Raw genomic sequence first — 18,450 nt, 5'->3', positions numbered from 1 at the left:
CGATAGCGAGAAAAATCACCATGACCGCCAGCCTGCCCATGTCGTCCGTCGCGCAACTGCCGCGCGAGAACATCTATGTCACGCAGCCGCACCTGCCCCCGCTCGACGAATTCCTGCCGTATCTCCAGCAGATCTGGGACAGCCGCGTGCTCACCAACGGTGGCCCGTTTCACCAGCAGTTCGAGCGCGCACTATGCGAATACCTCGGTGTCCCGCACCTGTCGCTGTTCGCGAACGGCACGCTGGCGCTCGTCACCGCGCTGCAGGCACTGCGCATCACCGGCGAGGTGATCACGACACCTTACTCGTTCGTCGCGACCGCGCACTCGCTGCTGTGGAACGGCATCAAGCCGGTCTTCGTCGACGTCGAACCCGATTCGCTGAATCTGGATCCGGCCAAGATCGAAGCGGCGATCACGCCGCAGACCAGCGCGATCCTGCCCGTCCACTGCTACGGCCGCCCGTGCAACGTCGACGCGATCCAGAAAATCGCGGACAACTACAACCTGCGCGTGATCTACGACGCCGCGCATGCGTTCGGCGTCCGTACGCACGAGGGCAGCCTCCTGCGGCACGGCGACCTGTCGGTGGTGAGCTTTCACGCCACCAAGGTGTTCAACACGTTCGAAGGCGGCGCGATCATCTGCCCCGACCTTAAAACGAAGCAGCGCATCGATCACCTGAAGAACTTCGGCTTCGTCGACGAAGTGACCGTCGTCGCGCCCGGCATCAACGGCAAGATGAGCGAGGTCAATGCGGCGTTCGGCATGCTGCAGCTGAAGCACATCGACGACGCGCTCGGCCGCCGCAAGGCGCTCGACGCACGTTACCGCGAGTTGCTGCGGGACATTCCCGGCATCCGCTGCGTCAACGATGCGCCCGATTACACCGCCAACCATGCGTACTTTCCGATCCTCGTCGAATCCGACTATCCGCTCGGCCGCGACGAGCTGTACACGGCGTTCCGCGAAAACAACATCTGGGCGCGCCGCTATTTCCATCCGCTGATTTCGGATTTCCCGATGTACCGCGGCTTGCCGTCCGCGAACCGTGCGAACCTCCCGGTCGCGGCCGAGGCCGCGCGCAAGGTGCTGTGCCTGCCGATGTATCCGGCGCTGACCGAGCACGATCTGCGCCGCATCGTCGACGTAATCCGACAGCCGTAAGATGCGGCTCGCGATCATGCAACCGTACCTGTTCCCTTACGTCGGCTATTTCCAGCTCGCCGCGGCGGTCGACAGGTTCGTGTTCTACGACGACGTCGCGTTCATCAAGAACGGCTGGATCAACCGCAACCGCGTCTTGCTGAACGGGCGTGCCCATTACCTGACCGTACCGCTCGCCGGTGCCGGTTCGTCTCAGCGGATCGACGACGTGCGCGTGCAGCCGTCCGAACGCTGGCTACCCAGGCTGCGCGAGTCGCTGCGTCATGCGTACGCGCGGGCGCCTCACTACCCGCGCATCAGCGCGCTGTTCGAACGCGTCATGTCGTACGAGACTGATTCGATCGGCTGCCTCGCCGCACACAGCGTCGCCGAAGTCTGTCGGTTCGTCGGCATCGGCCCCGAGTTCGTTGCGACATCGTCGGGCTACGGCAACAACGCACTCAAGGGACAGGCGCGTGTGCTGGACATCTGCGCGAGCGAACGCGCGCGCACCTATGTCAACTTGCCCGGAGGGCGAGCGTTGTACGATCGAACGGCATTCGCCGAAGCCGGGCTCCGCCTCGAATTCATCGAGCCCGCGCTGCCCGCCTATCGGCAATTCGGCGCGACATTCGTGCCGGGGCTGTCGATTCTCGACGTGCTGATGTTCAATCACGTCGACGAGGTGCGCGCCATGTTGCATGCCGGAGCCGTCGCATGAACGCCGACGCGATCGGCGGCTATGCCGGATTCGAACTCCCGATGCACGGACAGGAATTTCACGCAAATGCGCTGCGATTCCAGTCCGCCCGTGCCGCATTCCTGGCGTTGCTGCAGTATCGTCGGCCCACGGCCGTCTGGGCGCCATGGTATCTCTGCGAGAGCATGACCGACTCGCTTCACGCATCGGGCGTCACATGCCGACGCTACGCGATCGGCCAGGACTTCGGGTGCCCGGACATCGAACTCGGTCCCGGCGAGTGGCTGCTCTACGTGAACTATTTCGGTGTCTGCGACCGCCATGTCGATTCGGTACTCGAGCGCTACCCGCGCGAGCGCGTCGTGATCGACAACGCGCAGGCGTTCTTTGCCGCGCCGCGCGACTGTCTCGCCAACCTGTATTCGCCGCGAAAGTTCGTCGGCGTGCCCGACGGCGGGTACCTGATCTCGAATCATGCCGTTGCGCTGCCCGACGAAACCGACCACGCATCGCTGCAGCGCACGACACACCTGCTCAAGCGCCTGGCTGCCGGAGCGGAAGCCGGCTTCGCCGACTATCAAGCGGCCGAAGCGAGCCTCGACCGGCAGCCGCCGCGCAGGATGTCGTTCCTCACGCAACGCCTGCTGGCAGCGATCGACTATGAGTCCGTCCGCGACGCGCGACGCGCGAATTTCTCGTATCTGCACGATCGGCTCGGCGAGCGCAATCGCCTGCCCGTCGCGCTCGACCACGCCAGCGTGCCCCTGTGCTACCCGTTCCTCGGCACGACCGCGGCCACGCGGGCCGCTCTGATCGCGCAACGCATCTACACCCCCTGCTACTGGCCCGAGGTCGCATCGGACGACACCGTGCCGGACTTCGACGCGCAGCTTGCGCGCAGCGCGCTGTTCCTGCCGTGCGATCAGCGGCTGGATCGCGCGCAGCTGGACGAGGTCGTCGCACGCGTGCTGGACGAGTAACTACTCCATGGATTCCGTCATCACACGTTGCGCGCCGACACGTGCGTCCACCACCATGAACGACAAGATCAACGTACTCGTATTTCCCTGCGGATCCGAAAACGCATCGGAAATCCACCAGGCGTTACGCTATTCGCTGCACGTCGAGCTAATCGGTGCATCGAGCGTCGACGATCACGGCCGCTTCCGCTTCCCGCGTTATGTCGGCGGGCTACCGAAGATCGCCGACGCTACGTTCGATGCCGACTTCGCCCGGTTCGTCGCGCGCCATGAAATCGATGTCGTGTTTGCGACACACGACACGGTGCACGAATATCTGTCGACGCGCGCTTCCCGGATGGGCATCACGCTCATCAACGGCGCAGCACAAAGCGCGGCCATCGCCCGCCGCAAGAGCATGACGTACCGCCATTTCGCCGATCGCGACTGGGTACCGCGGGTGTACGCATCGGTCGACGACGTCGACGCGTGGCCGGCGATCGTGAAGCCCGATCTCGGCCAGGGCGGTCAAGGCGTGACGCGCGTCGACGATGCGCGTGAGGCCACCGAAGCGATGCAGCGCGTCGAACAGCCGCTGCTCGTCGAGTACCTGCCCGGCGACGAAGTGACCGTCGATTGCTTCACCGACCGTTCGCGCCGCCTCCTGTGGATCGGGCCGCGCACGCGCGAGCGCGTGAAGGCCGGGATTTCGATGCGCTCGCGCCTGCTGCCGCAGTCTCCGCGCATCACCGAAATCGCGCATCAGATCAACGACGGGATGCCCCTGCGAGGCCCCTGGTTCTTTCAACTGAAGCGCGACCGTCACGGTGCGTGGAAGCTGCTGGAGATTTCCTGTCGTGTCGCGGGCACGATGGCCGCTCAACGCGCGGCCGGCATCAACCTGCCGCTGATGGCCATCCAGGACTACCTCGGACGCGATCTCGTTGCACTGCCGAACCCGCACGTCACGCTCGTCGATCGCAACATCGCGACACGGGCAGCGCTCGACTGGGAATACGACACCGTCTGCGTCGATCTCGACGACACGCTGATACTGAACGGCCACGCCGTCCCGCAGACCATCGCGTTTCTCTACCAATCGGTCGCGGCGGGCAAGCAGGTCGTCCTGCTGACACGCCATGCGCACGACGTCGCGCGCACGCTCGCCGCCGCCCGGATCGATGCCGGACTGTTCGATCGCATCATCGTCCTGCGTAACGGCGAGTCCAAGGCCGATCACGTGACGCCGCGCTCGATTTTCATCGACAACCACTTTCCCGAGCGGCTCGCTGTCGCACGCAAGTGCGCGGTGCCGGTGTTCGACGTCGACTCCGTCGAATTCCTCATCCGGTAAAGGCGTCCGCATGGACAACGCTGCTCTGATCTCCCGATTCGCTTGCGCACCCGCGCACCGCGCGCCACGCGCCGTCGAATCGGCCCATCGCCCCGATCGGCCAAATCGGCGAACCTCCGGCCCACCCGGACGGCGCGATGTTCGGCGGGGAAAGCGCAATCCGAATCAATGGCAAGCACTGAAATCGACATGACGCATCGCGATATCCGACCCGCCTGCAACCAGAACAGACACACATGCGCGGCGATACGCCCGTCGATTGTCCAACCCGAACGCGTGCCCTGCCGCTTCGCCGCGAATCGAGACGCCCAATGAAGACCCCTGCTCACTACCAGTCACTCGAGTACGGCCGCATCCTTTCGTTGATGCGGCAACTCCAGCATCCAGGACAGCGCGCGCTCCGCGTACTCGACTACGGTTGCGGACCCGGAAAATTTCTCGACGGCTTCGGCAAGCTGGGTTGCGCCGTCACTGGCGTCGACGCGAACGTCGACTACGTCGAACGCGCGCGTGCCAATGGATTCGCGGCATACGAGCCGGAGGCTTTTTTCGCCGCCGAGCACGCACCGTTCGATGTGGTGTTCCTGAGTCACCTCATCGAGCACGTCACGCCGGACGCGCTGTTCGCGCTCGTGCCGCGCCTTTGCGCTTTGATGCACCGGGACAGCCGACTGATCGTCGTCAGCCCGACCCCCGGCGATCGGTTCTATCACGACTTCACTCACGTGCGCCCCTATCTGCCGCAGAGCTTCCGTCATGCATTCGGCACGACGGGAATGCCGATCTCGTTTGGCGAGGCGGGGTTGCTCGAAATGACGGACATCTATTTCTTCAAGGATCCGTACCGCACCCGGATGTGGCGATCGTTCTACACCGGCGGCGGCGTCAAACGCGCACTGACACGCACCTACAATCGGCTGCTCGACGTTGCGTGGCGGGTATCGCGCGGACATATCGGCGTGACGGCCTCGTGGCTCGGCGTCTATCAGTTGAAGGTGCGCTGACGCGACAGGTCGATGGGTGCATCGACCACGAGCAACAGCTTGACCGGCCCACGCTATCGCAAGCCGTCTCCGCCGACATTTCCGCCGACGCATGCCATGGGCATTCGACGCGCACTGACGGACGCGGGCAACGGGGCGTCGGGTTTTACGAACTGCTCCGTGAAATGCGCGGCAAACGCCGCCCGCAGCCGCTCGGCCAGTTGAATCCAGCTGTCGCCGCGCCCGCGCCGGAACAACCGCACCGTACCCGGATACCACGGTGAATCGTCGCGGTCGTGCATCCATCGCCAGTCCACGTCCTGATTCGGCAGCAGCACCCAGCAGGGCTTGCCGAGCGATGCGGCCAGATGCGCGGTCGACGTGTCGACGCACACCACGAGATCGAGTTGCGCGACGATCGCGGCCGTATCGGCGAAATCGTCGAGTTCCGAGCCCAGGTGCAGCAACGGCAGCCCGCCCGGCGGCTGGCGCGCTTCGTCCTCGCCCTGCCCTTTCTGCAGACTCACGAAATTCACGCCCGGCACGCTCCACAGCGGCGTCAGCAATGCCAGTGAAGGCAGCGAACGGTGCGCGTCGTTGTGATGCTTCGGATTGCCTTTCCACACGAGTCCGACGCGCGGGCCGGGCGGCAGCGCATCGAGGCGCGCGCCCCAGTGCGCGACGCGCGCCGGATCGGGTACGAACCGCACCGGTGGCGGGATCGTGTCGAGCGTCGTGCCCGCGTGCATCGGCGCGCTCAACAGGCTCGTCCAGTAATCGAATTGCGCGGCCTGCGCGGTAGCCGTCTCGTGATCGAGCACCGCGTCGACGCCATCGACCGTCTCCATCAGCCGATGCAACGCCGGTTGGCACGCAAACACCACCCGCGCCGCCTGCCGCGCGCGAAATTCCGCGAAATAACGGCTGAACTGCAGCATGTCGCCGAGGCCGTCCTCCTGCCACACGAGCAGCGTCTTGCCGGCCAGCGGCTCGCCTCGCCACTGTGCGCACCGCAGCACCTCGCGGGTTCGTCGGTGCACGAACGTCGACTGCTCGTAGCGCGATTCGTAGCGGCGCCAGCCTTCCTCGAATCGTCCACGGCTGAGCAGCAGCGTCGCCAGCCCGAAGCGCGCGTCGTCATAATCGGCACGCAGTTCGAGCGCGCGACGGTATGCGCGTTCGGCTTCGTCGAGTTGGCCCGCATGCGCCAAGGTCGTGCCGAGGTTGTAGTGCACCTCGGCCATCTGCGGCGCGAGTGCCAGCGCGTCGGTAAACGCGACGGCCGCTTCGTCGTGGCGGCCCTGCGCACGCAGGACGCAGCCGAGATTATTGTGCGCCTGCGGCAGGCCGGGCCGGCAGCGGATGGCGTCGCGATAGGCCGCTTCCGCTTCGGGCAGGCGATCGAGGTTCTGCAGCGCGACGCCGAGGTTGTAATGCGCTTCCGGATGATCGGGACACAATGCGATGGTCTGCCGGCTCGCCGCCTCCGCTTCCGGCAGCCGCTGCATGTCGACGAGGATCGCGCCGAGATTCGCGTGCGCGAGTACGTGGTCGGCGCGAACCGCGATCGCGAGCCGGTACGCGAGTTCCGCCTCCGCCGACCGGGCAAGGACGCGAAGCAGGTTGCCGAAATCGGTCAGCACGTCGGGCGACCGCGGCTCGATCGACAGGGCCTGCCCGAACGCCTGCTCGGCTTCGTCGAGCCGGCCGAGCGCTTCGAGTACCTTGCCGAGCCGGTGATGGTGCGACGCGCGCAACGGCGCGACGCAGGCAAGCTGCCGGCGCAGGATCACTTCGGCGTCGGGCAAGCGACCCTGCGACATCAGCAGCGCGTGAAGGCCGTCGTAGGGGGGCTCGAACGCCGGCATCGCATCGATCGCGCGCCGCCACGAGGCTTCTGCGTCCGCCAGATGGTTCAGGCCGAGCGCGCAGACGGCCGCGACGTGCAGCGCCGCGACGTCCACCGCTGGCGCGTCGAGCTGCGGCGCGACAAGCGACAGTGCGTCGGCAAACTGTCCGTTCTGGCACAAGGTCGCGGCGTGTCGAACGCACGCGGAAACGTCGGAAGCTGGCGTCGTCATGGAGGGCTGGGCAAAGCGGCGGACAGTCATCGCGTCCGGCCGCCACGGCGGCAGCCCGGCATGCGCGACGCGTGTCGCGCCCGGGCGACCGTTTCGGCACGGAGAGCGTCGATTGACAGGTTACCGAAGCATGCACGCACGCGATGCGACGATCTGAGCCCATTCCATGCGGTTGTTCGGGCGATGGCCCCGTCACCCCGTGCGTGGCGGGGCCTCGCTGAACGACACCGGCCGTCCGCTCAGCTCGACGAACACCCGCCGCAACTGCTCGAACTGCACGAGCTGGAACTGCACGAACTCGACGAACTGCAGCTCGACGACGCGCCGCCGCCGTCGGACGAGTCGAACGAAGTGCCACCGCCCGCTTTCGCCGCGGCGACCGACGGCATCCGCGACGCGGCCAGCACCGGGCCTGCATACGCCGACCATACGGTACCGGCCAGCGCGCCTGCGCCAAACAGCGCTGCGGTCCACAGCAACGGATCCGGATCGTCACCTTGGGCGTCGCGTGTCCCGGACGCTCCCTGCGCGCTGCGTACGTGCCGCGCGTCGCGCGCAGCCCGCGGATCGTGCGCGTTCCTGCGCTCGAGCAACGCGGCGCGCCCGGCCGCCGTTGGGCCGCCGCGCCGGAAGCCGGTCAGCCTTCCAGCGACGATCCGGTACGCGATCGCGAACACCGCCATGCAGATGCACAGCAGCAGCACGGGCCGCCCGCGGCTCAAACCGACCGCAAGCTTCGCGGCGCCCGTGCCGAACACGAGCAGCGCGATCGCGCGCGCGGCCGTCCGGGACGCGCGCAACTCGCCGGGCGCCCAGAACCAGCCCTGCGCACGCATCCCGTCGACGACCTCCTGCGCATACCTCGCGAGCCGCTCGCGAAACACGCCGTAGCGCACGGTGCCGGACGGTTGCTCGTTGAGCCACGCGCAGTAGTCGTCGTACCGACCCGCGCGTTCCAGATCCGCGATCTTCACGTAGCTGCCTTGCAGGTGAACGCTCCACAGATCGACCGCGCCCGCATGCGCGAGCGACATCGTCACGACCTGCGCGACCCGTGCTTCGCCGCCGGTGAGATAGGCGACTTCGTCGGCGCTCAGCCCGGACGAAGCCTTGCGCGTGCGCCGGCCCCAGCGCCGGATGCGAAATTCGATGGCATGCAACGCGACGATCAACAACAACGCGACAACGCAGGCCGGAACGTAAAACGCGAGAAACTGCGGCCCGGTGTAGTCCAGCACGTCGAGATCCTGCGCCGATGCGCAGGTCGCGGCGACACTGGCGGCGGCCGCCGGCCACACGAGTTTCGGCAGACGGTCGCGCCACGCACGGCGCGGCGCCACGGCGACCATGCGCTCGGGCTGCTGCGTCTCGACCTCCGCCCCGCCCTCGACTGCCCGGTCGACGGGACGCGGCCAGATCGATGCCGGCGGCTCGCAGCCGAACAGCCGGCGATAGCTGTCGAGCGTGTCGCGATAGCGCTGCGCGTACACGGCGGCCTCGTCCGGCGCGCCGGTGCCGGGCATGTGGTGCAGCCGCGCGCGCAGCACGCCGGCGCAGAACACGTCCCAGTATTCGAGCGTGTATTGCAGATGGAAATGCCACGCGGCATCGACCGCGACCGACGGCGTGACCGGATGCCCGGCCACCTGCGCGAGAAACGCGAAGCGCTTGTATTCGTCGATCACGGCCAGCGCGTGGTCGTGCGACCAGCCTTCGGCGTCGGCGAGGCGCCGGCTGTACGGCAGCGGCGCGTCGGGATCGTCGGGGGAATACGCGTGCAGACGCGCGAGCAGCGCCTGCTGCGCATCGGTCAGCGGGCAGGCAGCGACTGCGGTCGAGGTAGACGGAATGGCAGCCATCGGGAGTCGGCGCGATGCGCGGACGGCCGCCGCGATCGACGCTTGGAGTGGTCGTTGTGGGCGATTCTCGCACACCGGCAAATGCGTCGGCACGCCCACGCAAAATCGCCGTGCGGCAATCGCGAGCGCATCCGGGATCGAACCAGCAACCCCTGCCTTCGGAGCTCTACCGGCGCACAACACCCCCTTTAAAATCAAGGCCTTGCGCGACTCGCAAACTGCAAACCCAAGGCTGCACAAGGTCAATCAAGGCCAATCGAGCTCAACCAAGGTGCAATTTGACTGTAGTGTTAAGCGCTTGGACGCCAGGCCGCTGCCGCGCTGCTCTCCCATTCACGCGCGTCGAAAGTGGATATTTTTGTTGATTGCGTCCACATATGTACTTCACGGACGCCCGAATTCGTCGAATCCGACCGCAGTCCTCCGAAAAGGAGGCAGGATTGGCCCGATATCGCACTAAAATCGTCGCGAACTTGTGCTACATTTTTCGTAACATCTGATGCTGTGTGCGTCGAAGACGACGTTCTGCGCACCTTCCCGCCCCTTGGTTTCGTACATTCAAGAATGAAAATTGCTCGATCCGATAGGGTTCGGTATGCCAACAACCCCCTTGCGGAGGTTGTATGTCAGTTGCGGTTCGATCGCCTTCCCGATTGGGAGTCTCGTGAACCGGTTGAATTTCAGAACTCGCTCTCCAGCAGTTCGTACCCTGAGCGAAGCATCGAACAGTCGTTCGCCTTAACGCTGCATACTTCGGGTCCGGTAAACGTACCTGTCCTGCCGCCACAACCAGGGAAGCTCTATCACTTCGCGACCGCTGACAGCACTACGAAAGTAACTCTATGTTCGGACTTCGTGGCGCTTACGACGACGAAGTATGAAAGCTGGGAAGATTTTCTTCCTCGCCTTCTTGAAGTAATTGCGATCCTCGCGAGCTGTTACCCGAACGCGGTCCCCAAGCGGCTCGGGCTGCGTTACAAGGACTTGATAGAAAGAGAAAATTTGAATTTAGCCGGCGTGCCATGGCACGAGTTGGTGAAGCCATTCCTGCTTGGACCGTTGGCTCCCAACGCACTGGTTGATGAGTTTGCGCCTGATGACGGCGATGTAGGAAACATGCTTTCCCAGTCGATACTCCGATTGGATGATTGCATGCTCCTGCTGCAGAGTTCGATGCTTTGGTCCATCGATCGTCAGCGTCGTGCATTTCTGATTGACGCCGACTTCTTTACCGAAGATGCAATTTGCGCGGATATGGTTCGCGATTCCGCGGTCATTCGAGACACGCTCGAAAAGCTACATAACAACGCAGGCGCCTTGTTCCGACGCTGCATTACGGGGAGATTACACGATGCTCTTAGCCCACAACCTAAGTGATTCTCAACCGCTTCAATATGTGCGTTCACGGCAGACTGCTAATGCCTATAGGCCTAACATTTCATTGAGGCAATTTGTTACTGCGCCCATATGGACGGACCACATTGACTGGATGGTCACGTTCGAGCAGGGTACTTCGGACTCGTTCGACGAATCGATGTTGGCCGAAGTGGTAGAAGTGCCTGTTCGCCTGTCGGTTACGCAGAAATGGCAACGGTTCGTTTTCGATCCGACTGCTTCGGTTGATGTCGACGATCTGTCGGAAACCGTTAGCGCTGTGTACGAAGCTATCGATACGCTCGGACCTTCAGTAATTTCGTTCGAGCATGTGGATGCATCCAAGATTCAAGGTGAGCATTTGGCTGCGGCTTTGCGCGCCACTTCGCCATGGCGCGACGAAATTGCTGGGTGGCATGCGGCACTGGAAAGCGCGCGCATTGCACTTGGGAATTCGGGCGTTCCGCCTGAAGATGCGTTGTATGGTCTGATCAACGTTTAATCCGCATGCCATTTGAGAGCTTACAGGGCGCCACTTTTACGAGGGATCAAGTCGCGATCGCTTTTACTCGGGGGGCGTTTGGCACCGGGCATCTTGGTATCGCGTTCCATTCCGCGCATGACGGCCCCAAAGTCACACACCTTGCTTGGCATCAGCAATTGCAGGTCGACACCATCCCGCAAGAAGTACAGGGTTGTTGGGCATGCGCGACCGTTACCTTGCCGCCCAGCGCATCCAAGCAGTTGGTGGCCGTCGTCCGCGCAGTATCCAAAAAAAAACCGCAAATAAACTACGGCTTAGCAGCAATCGCAGCGAAAGGATCATTTTCCGCCAATGGTTCTTATAAGCCGCCTCGAGGTAGCGATGGGCTGACCTGCACGACTTTTGTTGTGGAGGTGTTTCGGGCCGCTTCAATCCCGCTTGTGAACTACCAAAATTGGCCCTCCGATCCAGCAAATGTGGCGTGGGGCGAAACCGTATGCACGGAACTCGCACGTCGTGGGGCGTCCCAAGAACATGTGGATGCAGTACGCAAAAACGTCGGAGGCCTCCGAGTGCGGCCGTATGAGGCTGTTGGAGCTGCGCTACTCCCGCCAAATCAACGCCCTGCTGTCCACGCCGACGTTCAGGTGGGGGCCGCTTCTGCAGACACGGCTCTCAATACGATCTGCCCGCGAAAGCAGCAAATTATGATTTTCGCGCAACCTCAGGGGCCCGCTTAACCGGGGCGGGTAATTGCATACTGGGGCGCTGCCCCGTTCAATGCCACTGTTCGAAATTCAGGTACAGGCCAAACCTCTGCTTCACGCCCTCCAATGCCTCGTCAGCAAACCACTTCATGATGGCATTGTGGGCTTCTATATGCTGAGGCGGGATGACATTGTTATTTGTCTTCGCTTCCTGGTGGATGGCCCACAAGGAAGCGTGTTGGGCATTGAGATGGCGCACGTATTCCGCTAGGTCTCGGCCGAACAAGAACTCGATCTTGGGTATGAGGTTCGTCATCTCGCGCCGCTCCGGTGCGTGAAGCTGGTCGCACCCACCTTGAACGACAGTAGATGCAAAGGCCCAGACGACCATAAAGAGTTCGTAGCGTTTCTCGAACAGGTCGAGGTTCAATTTCGCCCTCGCGACGCGATATTGCCGCCATGCAATCAGTCCGCCGATGATGGCAGCGAGTAGCGCTACCACTGCCGCCGGCAGCCCCTTCACCAGTTCAAAGCCGATGGATTGCGCCACAGGCATTCCCGCTCCGGTGAAGTCCGAGTGACCGATTGCCAATGTGACCGCCGACGCAGGCGTACGCCCGGTCAATGCAAAATAAATGGCTTGCGCCTCGCACGCTGCCAACATAATCCCCCCGCACGTATTTGAATGGCTGGAGCGTACATGAAGTTTGCATCCGCACGACGTTGCATAACCAAGGCGCATAAAACTGCATAGACGAATCGGTCCGCTGGCCTCGACGCAGCCCGCGCCCGGCGGCCCCGAGCGCCGAGCGCATGAATGCATAAAAGCCGTTCATTTTTGCGGGTAGGGGGGCGGGGTCACAACTGCGCGCATCGGCGCATGAGTTCGCATCGCCGCGCACCAGAACGCACGATTTCGGCGCGCCGCGAATCTCCCGGAACCCCACACCACAAGGGCCGCCGAGCTGGTCGGCCCAGTGCACTAAAACCGCCCTGTCAAGCGAAGCCCGCAGGCGGGGAGGGGACCGCGCAGCGGCCGGCTCGGCGCGGGCTTCCCTGCCCCCTCCCCACCCCGCCGGACGCCCTGCACGGCCGCACGACAGCCTCCCTGCGGCCCTCGTCGGACGGCGTCCGACCCTAACGCACCCCGCGCCGACCAACCCGCTGTAGCGCCTCTGATCGCGCCGACCCCAAACGCAAAAAGGGCCGCGCCCGGTTGCCCGGTGCGCGGCCCTGCCGCACGACTTCGAATCGCCGAGTGCGCTACCCGGCCGCCGGCGCCGGCGGAATCTCGTAATCGTCGAACGACACGACCTCTTCGCCGATCCAGTCGTTCAGCTCGGCGAAGCGCGCCTGCAGCGGCTTGATTTCGTTCCGGCCGAACACGCGCGCCGCAGTGTCCGGCGTGCCGAACCCGCCCGAGTTGCTCGGCACGATGCCGAGCAGTTGCGGCGGCACGCGATGCGCGGCGAGCAGGTCGTCGCGCGTCACGTTCTTGATGTTGAAGAACTCGTCCTTCGCCGCGACCTCCGACACGGGAATGAGCTGGATGCCGTCCTTCTTCCCGCCTGGCGCGTACATGAACACGTTGCGGAAATTGCCCGGCCCCTTCGCGTTCTTCAACGCCGTGCGCATGTTGTCGACATCCTCCTGTTTCTGCGCCGCGTCCGTCATGTACAGGATGAAGCCCGCATGACTGCCGTTTTCGTAGTACTTCCGCCGGAACAGTGTCGACGACTCGTTCAGCCAGGCCGAATGAAGCGAGCTGAGATATTCGGGCAGGCCGTACACCTCCTGGTTGATGTCCGGTCGCATGAGCTGGAACACGCTGCCCGGCTCGAACTCGTGCTTGTCCTGCCAGCCGTTCACGTACACGAAGCCGCTGAAATCGGCCTTGCGCCGCGTGTACTTCGCCAGGGCGGGTTCCAGCCGCAGCGTGTCGCCGAGCTGATTGCGGCGGCGTTCCAGGTAGCCGTTGCCGAACGTCAGGAAGTCGAGCGCCCATCGCTCGAACGCATGCCGCGACAGCCACCTGTGAGGCCGGAACGTCGACGCCAGCACGTTCGCCTTGAAGTACAGCGCGGAGCTGTGGTGCGTGCTGGCGCGGAACGACTTCGCCAGGCCGGCGAAGCTGACGGGCGGCTCGAACCAATCGCCGTTCGACCAGCATTCGACGTAATCCAGAATCTCGGCCCGGTTCATGACCGGCGTGGGATCGTCGAAGGTGAAGACCTCGGCGCGCGCCGGCGCAACACCGGCGGCGCTCGAATCCGACGCGGCCGCGAACGTGCGCGGCGCGCGCGATCGGCGCTTGCTCATGAATAGAACTCCGTGAAAGATGAAGAATTGATGTCGCCGCCGGCGAGCGGCTCGCGGTCGATCGCGTGCAGGCAGGCCCAGGCTAGATCCGCGTGGCCGGTCTCGTCGTTTCGGTCGGCCGTGAATGTCGCCTGTCGACCGCTCGGCGTCATGGTCTGTTTGATCGCCATGAAGGCGGCGGCCAGGTCGGTCCAGCCCGCGTCGAATTGCAGGCGGCCATTGCGGATGACGGATTGCCCCTTCAGCACGAGGCGGGTTTTCACCTCGGGCGAGTAGTTCAAGGCGACTACGGCCGGGTAGAACTTGCGCACGAGCTGATAGACGCCCTGCCCCATGCCTGTCGTGTCGATTGCGATGTAACCGACGTTGTAGCGCTGCGTGATCTGCTCGATCGCCGCGGCCTGTTCCTCGAAGTCGTTGCCGCGGAACTGGTGACGCTCGAGTACGCGGAACGCCCCACCCTCGACGCGCGGCGGCGCCACGACGACGAGACCTGCCGAATCGCCGGTCAGCGCCGGATCGTAGCCCACCCATACCTCGCGATAGCCGAACGGACGCAGCAGCAGCGGCGAGAAGTCGCCGGCCCATTCCTCCCACGAGTCGACCATGCAGCGCTGCAGGTCGGCCAGTTTGAACACCGACAGCGAATCGTCGATGAACGCGCACATCAGCAGATTCGCGAATTCCTCCGCACTGTATTCGCGGCGCAGCTCGTCGATGTCGAACAGGTCGCAGCCGCCCGCCATCGCATCCAGAATCGTCACGATCTGGCGCCACTGCGCGTCCGCGCCCAGCATGCCGCGCACGAGCGCTTCGTGACTCGTGTCGATCTGGATGCGATCGCCGGCCGCGCGGCCGCGGTTCGCGTGCGCGCCGCTCCAGAACGCGTACGCTTCGTGCGTGATACTCGACGGCGTGCTGAAGTAGGTCTTGCGCCAGCGCTTGTGCATCGCCATACCCGACGCGACCTTGTTCAGCTCGCGAAACTTCGGAACCCAGAAGTATTCGTCGAAATAGAAATTGCCGTGATACGACTGCGCCGTGCGCGCGTTCGTCCCGAGGAAATACAGAATCGCACCGTTCGGCAGAATGATCGGATCGCCGGTCAGTTCCACGTCGGCCGCGTCGCGCGCGAACTGCGCGATGTACTGCTTGAAGACGTGCGCCTGTGCCTTGCTGGCCGACAGGAAAATCTGGTTGCGGCCGGTTTCGAGCGCGTCGACGAACGCTTCGCGCGAGAAATACCAGGTCGCGCCGATCTGCCGCGACTTCAGTATGTTGCGCGTACGCTGATCGCCGTTGCGATACCAGACCTTCTGGTAGTCGAACAGCGATTCGCGGAACGCCGCCACGATCCGCTCGTGCTGTTCCTCGCTGATCTCGTTACGCGGCGGCTTACGCTTCGGCCCGGCATTGCGCGCCGCGATGTTCGGGTTCAGGTCGGCTTCCTTCCCCGTCTCTCCGTATTTCTGCACGCGTGCGAGTCGCTCGATCTGTCGGCCGAGCAGGTCGATTTCCTTGTAGTCCGCGCCGTCCTTCTTGTCCTTCGCAATCAGGACCATCAGACGCGTTTCGGCCGCAACCTCGATACGCTCGATCGGCGTCGCCTCTTTCCACTTGTCGCGACGGCACCACGACGCCACGGTCGCCGGCTTCAGTTCGAGATGCCGCGCGATCGATGAGATGCGCCAGCCTTGCCAGTAGAGCGAACGCGCGATCTGGCGCACATTCGCTTCGCGTTGAATTGGATTGGTCGTTTCGAGCATGCGGCAAGCGTAGGGCGACGCGCGCGCGCGATCACGCGAAGCACTACGTACCCGTGCGAGCAACACACGCCGTTCGTTGAGCCGTAGCGCGTGAAGGTCGAACATGAGAACCACATTCACTGACCCACGGTTCGACCTCTCTCTATGGCAACCAACAAAACGAAGTTTTTCCGCGTCGCGGTCGAAGGCGCGACCGTCGACGGTCGCGAGATCAAGCGCGAATGGCTCACGCAGATGGCGAAGAATTACAACCGCGAGTTGTACGGCGCACGTCTGAATGTCGAGCACATCAAGGGCTGGGCACCGATGTCCACGAATTCGCCCTTCGGCGCATACGGCGACGTGATCGCGCTGAAGGCAACCGAGATCGAAGACGGCCCGCTGAAAGGCAAGATGGGGCTGTACGCGCAGCTCGATCCGACCGACGAACTGGTCGCGCTGTCGAAGAAGCGGCAGAAGATTTTCACGTCGATCGAAGTCAACCCGGATTTCGCCGACATCGGCGAAGCGTATCTGGTCGGCCTGGCCGCAACCGACGACCCGGCAAGCCTCGGCACCGAAGCCCTGCAATTCGCTGCACGCCGTTCAAACAACCTCTTCTCAGCCGCATGCGAAACGGCGATCGAGTTCGAAGGCGAGCCCGAATCGACGAGCCTGCTGTCCATCGTGAAAGGCATGTTCGCGCGCAATCGCACCACCGACGACCAGCGCGACGCCGACGTGCGCCGCGCTGTCGAAGAAGTCGCTGGCTTCGCCAGCCAGCAGGGCCGCGACATCGCTGCGCTGCGCGTCGATCTCACCGCCGCACAGAAGCGCGCCGACGAAGCGGTCGCCGCCGTCGAAGCGCTGACCGCAAAGCTCTCTACCACCGACAACGGCGCGCCCCGGCGCCAGCCGTCCACCGGCTCGACCGGAGAGCTCGTGACCGACTGCTGACCCCTTCCACGCTTACACCCCGGAGAATCCACCTCATGAAGAAGGAAACGCGCCAGGCGTACCGGAAGTACGCCGCGCAAATCGCCAAGCTGAATGACACCGACGACGTGTCGAATAAGTTCGCCGTCGAACCGTCCGTCCAGCAAACGCTCGAAACCAAAATCCAGGAATCGAGCGCGTTCCTGAAGAGCATCAACATCCTGCCCGTGACCGAGCTGGAAGGCGAAAAGCTCGGCCTGTCGGTATCCGGCCCGATCGCGAGCCGCACCGACACCACGAAGACCGCGCGCCAGCCGGTCGACCCGACGGCGCTCGACAGCAACCGCTACCGTTGCGAGAAAACCGACTACGACACGGCCATCCCGTACCGCAAGCTCGACGCCTGGGCGAAGTTCCCCGACTTCCAACAGCGCATCCGCGATGTGATCGTGAACCAGGCCGCACTCGACCGGATCATGATCGGCTGGAACGGCGTGAAGGCGGCGGCCACCACAGACAAGACGGCAAACCCGCTGTTGCAGGACGTGAACATCGGCTGGCTGCAGCAGTATCGCGAGCGCGCGGCGCAACGCGTGCTGCACGAAGGCAAGACGGAGGGCAAGGTGGTCGTCGGCAAGGGCGGCGACTACGAGAACATCGACGCGCTCGTGATGGACATCGTGTCGTCGATGATCGACCCGTGGTTCCAGGAAGACACCGGGCTCGTCGTGATCTGCGGCCGCGAGCTGCTGCACGACAAGTATTTTCCGATCGTCAATGCGACGCAGGCACCGACCGAGCGGCTCGCAGCCGACCTGATCGTCAGCCAGAAGCGCATCGGCAACCTGCCTGCAGTGCGTGTGCCATTCGTCCCGAAACGCACCCTGATGGTGACGAAGCTGTCGAATCTGTCGATCTACTACCAGGAAGGTGCACGCCGGCGCACGTTGAAGGAAGTGCCGGAACGCGACCGCATCGAAAACTACGAGTCGTCGAACGACGCGTATGTCGTCGAAGACTTCGGTTGCGGCTGCGTCGCGGAAAACATCGAACTGGTGGCTGCATGACGATCAACACGCCCGCTCGCGCGCACTTCGCGCGTGTGTCGGCCGCCCGCGCTGCGGCCGCGACGGCGCCCGGCCAGACGATGGCCGGCGCGACGCCGTACGAGCTGATGCTCGCGAAGCTCGCGGCCGACCGCCGCGCCCTGAAGGGTGTGCAGTCGGTCGCCCGCAAGGTCGAACTGAAGCGGAAGTTGCTGCCGGAGTATGCCGACTACGTGGCGGGCGTGTTGAACGGCGGCCGCGGCGCCCAGGACGACGTACTCGTGACCGTCATGGTCTGGCGCATCGACGCCGGCGACTATGACGGCGCTCTCGCGATAGCCGCCTACGCGCTCACGCACGGCCTCGCCCTACCCGACCAGTTCGAACGGTCGCTCGCCTCCGTCGTCGCCGAGCAGTTCGCCGATGCCGCGCTGACCGCGTTCCTGGAGCGCAGCACATTCGACGCCGCCAGCCTCCAACTGGTCGACGAGCTGACGGCCGACGCGGACATGCACGACCAGGTGCGCGCGAAGCTCTGCAAGGCGCTCGGCTACGCCGTACAGGACGCCGACCTGCCGCGCGCCCTCGACTATCTGCGCCGCGCGCTGTCGCTGAACGACCGCGTCGGCGTGAAAAAGGACATCGATCGGCTCTCGAAGCTGATCGAAGCCGCGGGCCGTCCGGGCGACGGCACCGAAGGCACGTAAAGAGCCCACCCCGGCATGGCGGCACCGAAGGCACGGCCCAACGCCTGACGG

At 64.1% G+C, this 18,450-nt stretch carries 15 protein-coding genes; 10 read left to right on the top strand and 5 right to left on the bottom strand.

All coding sequences use genetic code 11. The features are described from left to right. Positions 1 to 20 precede the first annotated feature (20 nt). The 5 genes from KU887_RS01075 (at position 21) to KU887_RS01055 (ending at position 5,162) form a co-directional block, all read left to right on the top strand. Complete coding sequence (locus KU887_RS01075; RefSeq protein ID WP_034201122.1) at positions 21 to 1,166, top strand: DegT/DnrJ/EryC1/StrS aminotransferase family protein; 1,146 nt, start codon at positions 21 to 23, stop codon at positions 1,164 to 1,166. A gap of 1 nt (position 1,167) precedes the next feature. Then, on the top strand, positions 1,168 to 1,866 hold the full coding sequence (locus tag KU887_RS01070) for a WbqC family protein (protein ID WP_034201123.1): 699 nt from the start codon (positions 1,168 to 1,170) through the stop codon (positions 1,864 to 1,866). Between the two features lie 164 nt (positions 1,867 to 2,030). Continuing rightward, complete coding sequence (locus KU887_RS01065) at positions 2,031 to 2,825, top strand: hypothetical protein (RefSeq protein ID WP_226245311.1); 795 nt, start codon at positions 2,031 to 2,033, stop codon at positions 2,823 to 2,825. Positions 2,826 to 2,880: 55 nt separating this feature from the next. Further along, on the top strand, positions 2,881 to 4,158 hold the full coding sequence (locus tag KU887_RS01060) for an ATP-grasp domain-containing protein (protein WP_034201125.1): 1,278 nt from the start codon (positions 2,881 to 2,883) through the stop codon (positions 4,156 to 4,158). A gap of 311 nt (positions 4,159 to 4,469) precedes the next feature. After that, positions 4,470 to 5,162 carry a bifunctional 2-polyprenyl-6-hydroxyphenol methylase/3-demethylubiquinol 3-O-methyltransferase UbiG gene (locus tag KU887_RS01055; protein WP_034201126.1) on the top strand — a complete coding sequence of 231 codons (693 nt, stop codon included), beginning with the start codon at positions 4,470 to 4,472 and terminating at the stop codon, positions 5,160 to 5,162. A gap of 53 nt (positions 5,163 to 5,215) precedes the next feature. On the opposite strand, the gene KU887_RS01050 is transcribed toward KU887_RS01055, so the two are convergent. Together KU887_RS01050 and KU887_RS01045 are read right to left on the bottom strand one after the other, a co-directional pair. Further along, complete coding sequence (locus tag KU887_RS01050; RefSeq protein ID WP_258252072.1) at positions 5,216 to 7,222, bottom strand: tetratricopeptide repeat protein; 2,007 nt, start codon at positions 7,220 to 7,222, stop codon at positions 5,216 to 5,218. Positions 7,223 to 7,461: 239 nt separating this feature from the next. Further along, positions 7,462 to 9,081: a TIGR04222 domain-containing membrane protein gene (locus tag KU887_RS01045; RefSeq protein ID WP_062911075.1), complete on the bottom strand. Its 1,620-nt coding sequence runs from the start codon at positions 9,079 to 9,081 to the stop codon at positions 7,462 to 7,464. A 564-nt stretch (positions 9,082 to 9,645) separates the two neighbouring features. Between KU887_RS01045 and KU887_RS01040 the strand changes: the two genes are divergently transcribed. After that, entirely contained in the window at positions 9,646 to 10,458 is an 813-nt protein-coding gene (locus KU887_RS01040; RefSeq protein ID WP_258252068.1) for a TIGR04255 family protein, read from the top strand. 112 nt (positions 10,459 to 10,570) lie between these two features. After that, positions 10,571 to 10,957: a hypothetical protein gene (locus KU887_RS01035; RefSeq protein WP_258252066.1), complete on the top strand. Its 387-nt coding sequence runs from the start codon at positions 10,571 to 10,573 to the stop codon at positions 10,955 to 10,957. A gap of 759 nt (positions 10,958 to 11,716) precedes the next feature. Here KU887_RS01035 and KU887_RS01030 read toward each other — a convergent pair. From KU887_RS01030 to KU887_RS01020, 3 genes are all read right to left on the bottom strand, one after another. Continuing rightward, complete coding sequence (locus tag KU887_RS01030; RefSeq protein ID WP_258252064.1) at positions 11,717 to 12,202, bottom strand: hypothetical protein; 486 nt, start codon at positions 12,200 to 12,202, stop codon at positions 11,717 to 11,719. 707 nt (positions 12,203 to 12,909) lie between these two features. Continuing rightward, on the bottom strand, positions 12,910 to 13,965 hold the full coding sequence (locus tag KU887_RS01025; RefSeq protein ID WP_258252062.1) for a phage portal protein: 1,056 nt from the start codon (positions 13,963 to 13,965) through the stop codon (positions 12,910 to 12,912). Beyond that, on the bottom strand, positions 13,962 to 15,731 hold the full coding sequence (locus KU887_RS01020) for a terminase ATPase subunit family protein (RefSeq protein WP_258252060.1): 1,770 nt from the start codon (positions 15,729 to 15,731) through the stop codon (positions 13,962 to 13,964). Before KU887_RS01020 ends, KU887_RS01025 begins: the two co-directional genes overlap by 4 nt. A 144-nt stretch (positions 15,732 to 15,875) precedes the next feature. Between KU887_RS01020 and KU887_RS01015 the strand changes: the two genes are divergently transcribed. From KU887_RS01015 to KU887_RS01005, 3 genes are read left to right on the top strand one after another with little or no spacing between them, the layout of a single operon-like run. Then, on the top strand, positions 15,876 to 16,667 hold the full coding sequence (locus KU887_RS01015) for a GPO family capsid scaffolding protein (protein ID WP_212261542.1): 792 nt from the start codon (positions 15,876 to 15,878) through the stop codon (positions 16,665 to 16,667). A gap of 35 nt (positions 16,668 to 16,702) precedes the next feature. Beyond that, a complete protein-coding gene (locus tag KU887_RS01010) occupies positions 16,703 to 17,713 on the top strand; it encodes a phage major capsid protein, P2 family (protein WP_258252058.1) in 1,011 nt (336 codons plus the stop codon). Then, positions 17,710 to 18,399: a terminase endonuclease subunit gene (locus tag KU887_RS01005; protein WP_258252057.1), complete on the top strand. Its 690-nt coding sequence runs from the start codon at positions 17,710 to 17,712 to the stop codon at positions 18,397 to 18,399. Before KU887_RS01010 ends, KU887_RS01005 begins: the two co-directional genes overlap by 4 nt. The last annotated feature ends 51 nt before the right edge of the window (positions 18,400 to 18,450 follow it).

Origin of the sequence: Burkholderia sp. EMB26 (assembly GCF_024730645.1) — a bacterium.
Lineage (GTDB): Bacteria > Pseudomonadota > Gammaproteobacteria > Burkholderiales > Burkholderiaceae > Burkholderia > Burkholderia cenocepacia.
Note: the sequence above shows the minus strand (reverse complement) of the source record. Positions and strands in the feature narration are given on the sequence as shown.

Excerpts from the sequence above, each read along its gene's own strand:
- KU887_RS01050 (WP_258252072.1), bottom strand. The coding sequence starts at position 7,222 with ATGACGACGCCAGCTTCCGACGTTTCCGCGTGCGTTCGACACGCCGCG.
- KU887_RS01045 (WP_062911075.1), bottom strand. The coding sequence starts at position 9,081 with ATGGCTGCCATTCCGTCTACCTCGACCGCAGTCGCTGCCTGCCCGCTG.
- KU887_RS01065 (WP_226245311.1), top strand. The coding sequence starts at position 2,031 with ATGACCGACTCGCTTCACGCATCGGGCGTCACATGCCGACGCTACGCG.
- KU887_RS01055 (WP_034201126.1), top strand. The coding sequence starts at position 4,470 with ATGAAGACCCCTGCTCACTACCAGTCACTCGAGTACGGCCGCATCCTT.
- KU887_RS01015 (WP_212261542.1), top strand. The coding sequence starts at position 15,876 with ATGGCAACCAACAAAACGAAGTTTTTCCGCGTCGCGGTCGAAGGCGCG.
- KU887_RS01060 (WP_034201125.1), top strand. The coding sequence starts at position 2,881 with ATGAACGACAAGATCAACGTACTCGTATTTCCCTGCGGATCCGAAAAC.
- KU887_RS01035 (WP_258252066.1), top strand. The coding sequence starts at position 10,571 with ATGGTCACGTTCGAGCAGGGTACTTCGGACTCGTTCGACGAATCGATG.
- KU887_RS01030 (WP_258252064.1), bottom strand. The coding sequence starts at position 12,202 with ATGCCTGTGGCGCAATCCATCGGCTTTGAACTGGTGAAGGGGCTGCCG.
- KU887_RS01025 (WP_258252062.1), bottom strand. The coding sequence starts at position 13,965 with ATGAGCAAGCGCCGATCGCGCGCGCCGCGCACGTTCGCGGCCGCGTCG.
- KU887_RS01005 (WP_258252057.1), top strand. The coding sequence starts at position 17,710 with ATGACGATCAACACGCCCGCTCGCGCGCACTTCGCGCGTGTGTCGGCC.
- KU887_RS01070 (WP_034201123.1), top strand. The coding sequence starts at position 1,168 with ATGCGGCTCGCGATCATGCAACCGTACCTGTTCCCTTACGTCGGCTAT.
- KU887_RS01020 (WP_258252060.1), bottom strand. The coding sequence starts at position 15,731 with ATGCTCGAAACGACCAATCCAATTCAACGCGAAGCGAATGTGCGCCAG.
- KU887_RS01040 (WP_258252068.1), top strand. The coding sequence starts at position 9,646 with ATGAAAATTGCTCGATCCGATAGGGTTCGGTATGCCAACAACCCCCTT.
- KU887_RS01010 (WP_258252058.1), top strand. The coding sequence starts at position 16,703 with ATGAAGAAGGAAACGCGCCAGGCGTACCGGAAGTACGCCGCGCAAATC.
- KU887_RS01075 (WP_034201122.1), top strand. The coding sequence starts at position 21 with ATGACCGCCAGCCTGCCCATGTCGTCCGTCGCGCAACTGCCGCGCGAG.